The organism is Pseudomonas sp. K5002, from assembly GCF_013386655.1.
In the GTDB taxonomy this organism is placed as follows: Bacteria; Pseudomonadota; Gammaproteobacteria; order Pseudomonadales; family Pseudomonadaceae; genus Aquipseudomonas.
Genome location: NZ_JACARK010000917.1, coordinates 1 through 3,682 on the forward strand (window position 1 = coordinate 1; position 3,682 = coordinate 3,682).

Sequence of the window (3,682 nt, forward strand, 5' to 3'; positions counted from 1 at the left end):
CAGCTCCACCACCGGGATTACCCGGGCGGCGGGGCGAGTCACTGCCTCTGGCAGCAACTGGTAATCGGCCAGTTGCCGGGCGAAGCGTGCCGGTGCGCGCAACTTGTGGGTCGCGGCACTGGCCAGCAACACCGCGATGGCGAGGGCGCTGGCAATGATGAAGATCGGGTCGATATGCATGGCCGAACCTCTTTAGTAGCTCATGATCTGGGTTGCGGTCTTCGCTACCTTGGCCATGCTACCGGTGAGTTTGTTGGTCTTGAGGTCGAAGATCTGCAAGCCGCCTTCGACGTCGGCGCCCAGCAACAGGGGCTTGTCGTCGCCGGTGGCCTGCATGCTCCAGACCGGGGTCGGGGCTTCCAGGGTGGCTATCTTCTTCATGGTCTTGAGGTCGTAGGCCCAGATGATGGTGCTCGGGTCTTCCCACTTCATCGGCTCGTGGTTGTCGTGCATCAGCACGTACATGCGGTTGAGTTTCGGTGCCACGGCCATCAACTGCCAGCCACCCGGGGCCCAGCCGGTTTTCTTTTCCGCGTCGGTGGTGAGTGACCAGGACGGCAGGATTTTCGGCTCATCGCCGGAGAAATCTACCGGGCGGATGGTGCCGGTGGTGGTGGTGAAGTAGTAGGTGTCGCCCACGTTCACCGCGCGTTCGTTGAGCTTCTCGGCGTTGGGGTCGAAGAAGTGCGTACGGTTGCGCGAGGTTTCCTGGCCCTGCTCGTTCAGCGTCACCACTTGCAGGCTGCCGTCACCGCACAGGGAGGCGAAGCGGCGAGTGCCGACCGGGTAATTGAGTACGCAGCCCGGGATTGCGATTTCGGCGGTGACGGAGCGGGACTGGGTGTCGACCACGGTCACCGAGGTGGAGGGTGTGAAGTTGTAGACGTAGACGAAGCGGTCATCGCCGCTGGTCTTCAGCCCATAGCGCTGGGTCAGGGATTCGGCGCGTTTGTTCGGGATCAGCACTTCCCAGGCGGGCGACAGGCTGGAGCTGTCCCAGGCGGTGAGCACATCGGTGCGATCGCCCCGGGTGCCGCGGGAATAGTAGATGTCGGCGCTGTACAGGGTCTTCTGGTCGTGGCTCAGGGCCGAGGGCGCGGCGAAGCCGGTGGGGACCATGCCGAGGACGCGCTTCTTGTCGGGATCTACCACGGTGACGCGGCCGACCACGAAGCTTTCGAATTCGACGTCTACCACGAATGCGCGGTGGGCTTCCGGTGGAAAGGCCAGGGTGGTCTGGCCGATGGTGTCTGGCGGTAAATCCGCCCGGGCGCTGTTCAAGCCGAGTACAAGCAGGCCCAGACCCAGCGCTGACTGTACGTTGATCCTGTTGCTTCGCATTAGGGGCACTCCCTGAATTATTGTGTTTTGCTAATCGCGGGTGCTTTGGCAGATTCTTGCAAGTGGATTCTGCCTTGTGGGGCGATTGCAAGAATTGTTGTGTCTGCCAAGTGGTTGTGTGTCTGTGCCAATGGTTTGGGGAGGGGGGTATATCGGTTATTTTTGTTATGGCTGAAATGGGTTCCGCTCTTGCAGCGGCTCACTTTTGAACAGCTCCTACAGAAAAGCCGCTTCGCAAATGCCCCAATCTCACGACCCCACCAAAGGCAACGAAAAACTGAACACCGCCCCACACGGCTCCAGATTCTGCGCCCAGATATCCCCCTGATGCCGACCAATGATGTTCTTGCACAACGCCAGCCCAATCCCGTTACCACCCACCTTCGACGAAAAGAACCCGTCAAAGATTTTCTCCCGCGCCACGGCCTGAATCCCGCGCCCACAATCCTCGACACTCAACCGCGCCACGTTTCCATCCCGGCAGGCATGCAACCGCAGCACCCGACGCTCCACGGGCAGCTCACTCATCTCTTCAATGGCATTGAACGCCAGGTTCAGAATCACCTGCCCAATCAGCACCCTCTCGCACTGCACCATCAGCGGTTGCGCGCTCGGGACGATCTCCAGCCGCACCTGACTCGGCTCGGCCCGCAGGCTGATGAAATATCGGGTTTCCTGCAGCAACTCATTGAGGTCCACCCACTCCGCGCTCTGCTCCAGCTTGACCACATAATCACGCACACTCTTGATGATCGTTGACGCATGCTCGACCTGCCGCACGGCACTTTGCAGCCCCCAGTTCACCCCCTGGTCGGCACTGTGGGTATCGCCCAGACGAATCAAAACCCCCTCGATAAAGTTGCGCGTGGCCGCCAGTGGCTGGCTCAACTCATGAGCAATCGCCACCGCCATCTCGCCCATGGCGTTGTATCGGGCCAGGTATTCAAGCTGCTGTTCACTGACACGCCGGGCTTCCTCGGCGCGGATCAGGTCCCGCTTCACCTTGTCTTCCCGGGAAATATCCCGGAACTGCACCATCAGCACGTCGCGCCCGTCCAGGTGCACCAGCGTCGCGACCGCTTCCGAAAGAATCTCCACCCCGGCCTTGGAGCGATAACACCACTCGATGGTGCGCTGGCCACTGCGGGCCGCTCGCTCGAGCCAACGCAGGCCGATGGAGCGCTTGTACTTCGGTGCGTCCCGGGTCATGTCCGGGGCCTTGAGCGGGATCAGTTCTTCCAGGGTAAACCCCAGCGCCGACAGCGCCGCGGTGTTGGCCCAGAGGATGTCCTTGCTCTGCGCATCGTGAAGGATGGTGCAGATCGGCATGGCTTCGATCAGGGTGTGGAAATCATTGTTATTGGGTAGGTACATCGCGTAGCCCTTGGCGGTGGAGGGGACGACTACGGTGGCAAGTTATACCGGTTTGCATCCGGGGGCACGCTCAGAAGTAATCGGGGGCGCACTAGGGGATTTCTTTAGCCGGTGGGCTGCACGCCCCAATAGTTGACGGTGGTCGGGCTTTTTACACTGGACCTATCAACGCCCGACACGGCGTCCATAACAACTACAACGGAGAAAGCCCATGCTGCGTTCGGCCCTCGTGCAACCAGACGCTTTACCCGACGTGCAGCCCGCGCTGTTCCAGCAGGTGCTCGATGAAGTGCGCCAGCGCCGCGACGAGTTCGACGCCGGCTCCCACGTGCCACGGGACATGATCGAACGCTTCAAGCAGGTGGGCATCTACCGGGCGGCCACGCCCCGTTGTTTCGGCGGCGATGCCCTGGCCCCCGCAACGTTCTTGCAGATGATCGAGCGCATATCCGAAGCCGATGGCTCTGCCGGCTGGGTTGCCAGCTTCGGCAGCGCCGGGGTGTATCTTGCGGCCTTGCCCCAGGAAACCCTCGCCGAACTGTACGCCGACAGCCCCGACCTGGTGTTTGCCGGTGGCCTGTTCCCGCTGCAGCCGGCGGAAACCGTCGAGGGCGGCTGGCAGGTCAACGGCACCTGGAAGTTTGCCAGCGGCTGCAAAGGCGCCGACCTGCTGGGCGTGGGCATCGGTGCGGCGGGCGGCAAGCCACGCACTGCCGTGTTCAAGCCCGGCCAGGTTGAAATCATCGAAAACTGGGACGTGGTCGGCCTCAAGGGCACCGGCAGCCATGACCTGCGAGTTACCGACCAATACATCGACGAGCGCTGGACCTTCATCCGTGGCGGCGCCGCCACCATCGACGAGCCGCTGTTTCGTTATCCCTCGATTGCCTACGCCGCCCAGGTGCTGGCGGTGGTCAACCTCGGCCTGGCCCGCGCGGCCCTCGATGAAATCAGCGCCATGGCCAGC

At 62.1% G+C, this 3,682-nt stretch carries 4 protein-coding genes; 1 reads left to right on the plus strand and 3 read right to left on the minus strand.

All coding sequences use genetic code 11. The features are described 5' to 3' along the window. The 3 genes from HX846_RS30955 to HX846_RS30965 form a co-directional block, all read right to left on the minus strand. A partial coding sequence (locus tag HX846_RS30955) for a MauE/DoxX family redox-associated membrane protein (RefSeq protein ID WP_306173174.1) occupies positions 1 to 180 on the minus strand: 180 nt, incomplete at its 3' end. Between the two features lie 12 nt (positions 181 to 192). After that, positions 193 to 1,341 (minus strand): amine dehydrogenase large subunit, encoded by a 1,149-nt coding sequence (locus HX846_RS30960; RefSeq protein WP_008431064.1) that lies wholly within the window; start codon positions 1,339 to 1,341, stop codon positions 193 to 195. A 249-nt stretch (positions 1,342 to 1,590) separates the two neighbouring features. Next, positions 1,591 to 2,715, minus strand: a complete 1,125-nt coding sequence (locus HX846_RS30965) for a sensor histidine kinase (protein ID WP_177036947.1) — start codon at positions 2,713 to 2,715, stop codon at positions 1,591 to 1,593. 211 nt (positions 2,716 to 2,926) lie between these two features. On the opposite strand from HX846_RS30965, the gene HX846_RS30970 reads away from it, so the two are divergent. Next, the coding region (locus HX846_RS30970; RefSeq protein ID WP_178966852.1) for an acyl-CoA dehydrogenase family protein at positions 2,927 to 3,682 on the plus strand (756 nt) is incomplete at its 3' end.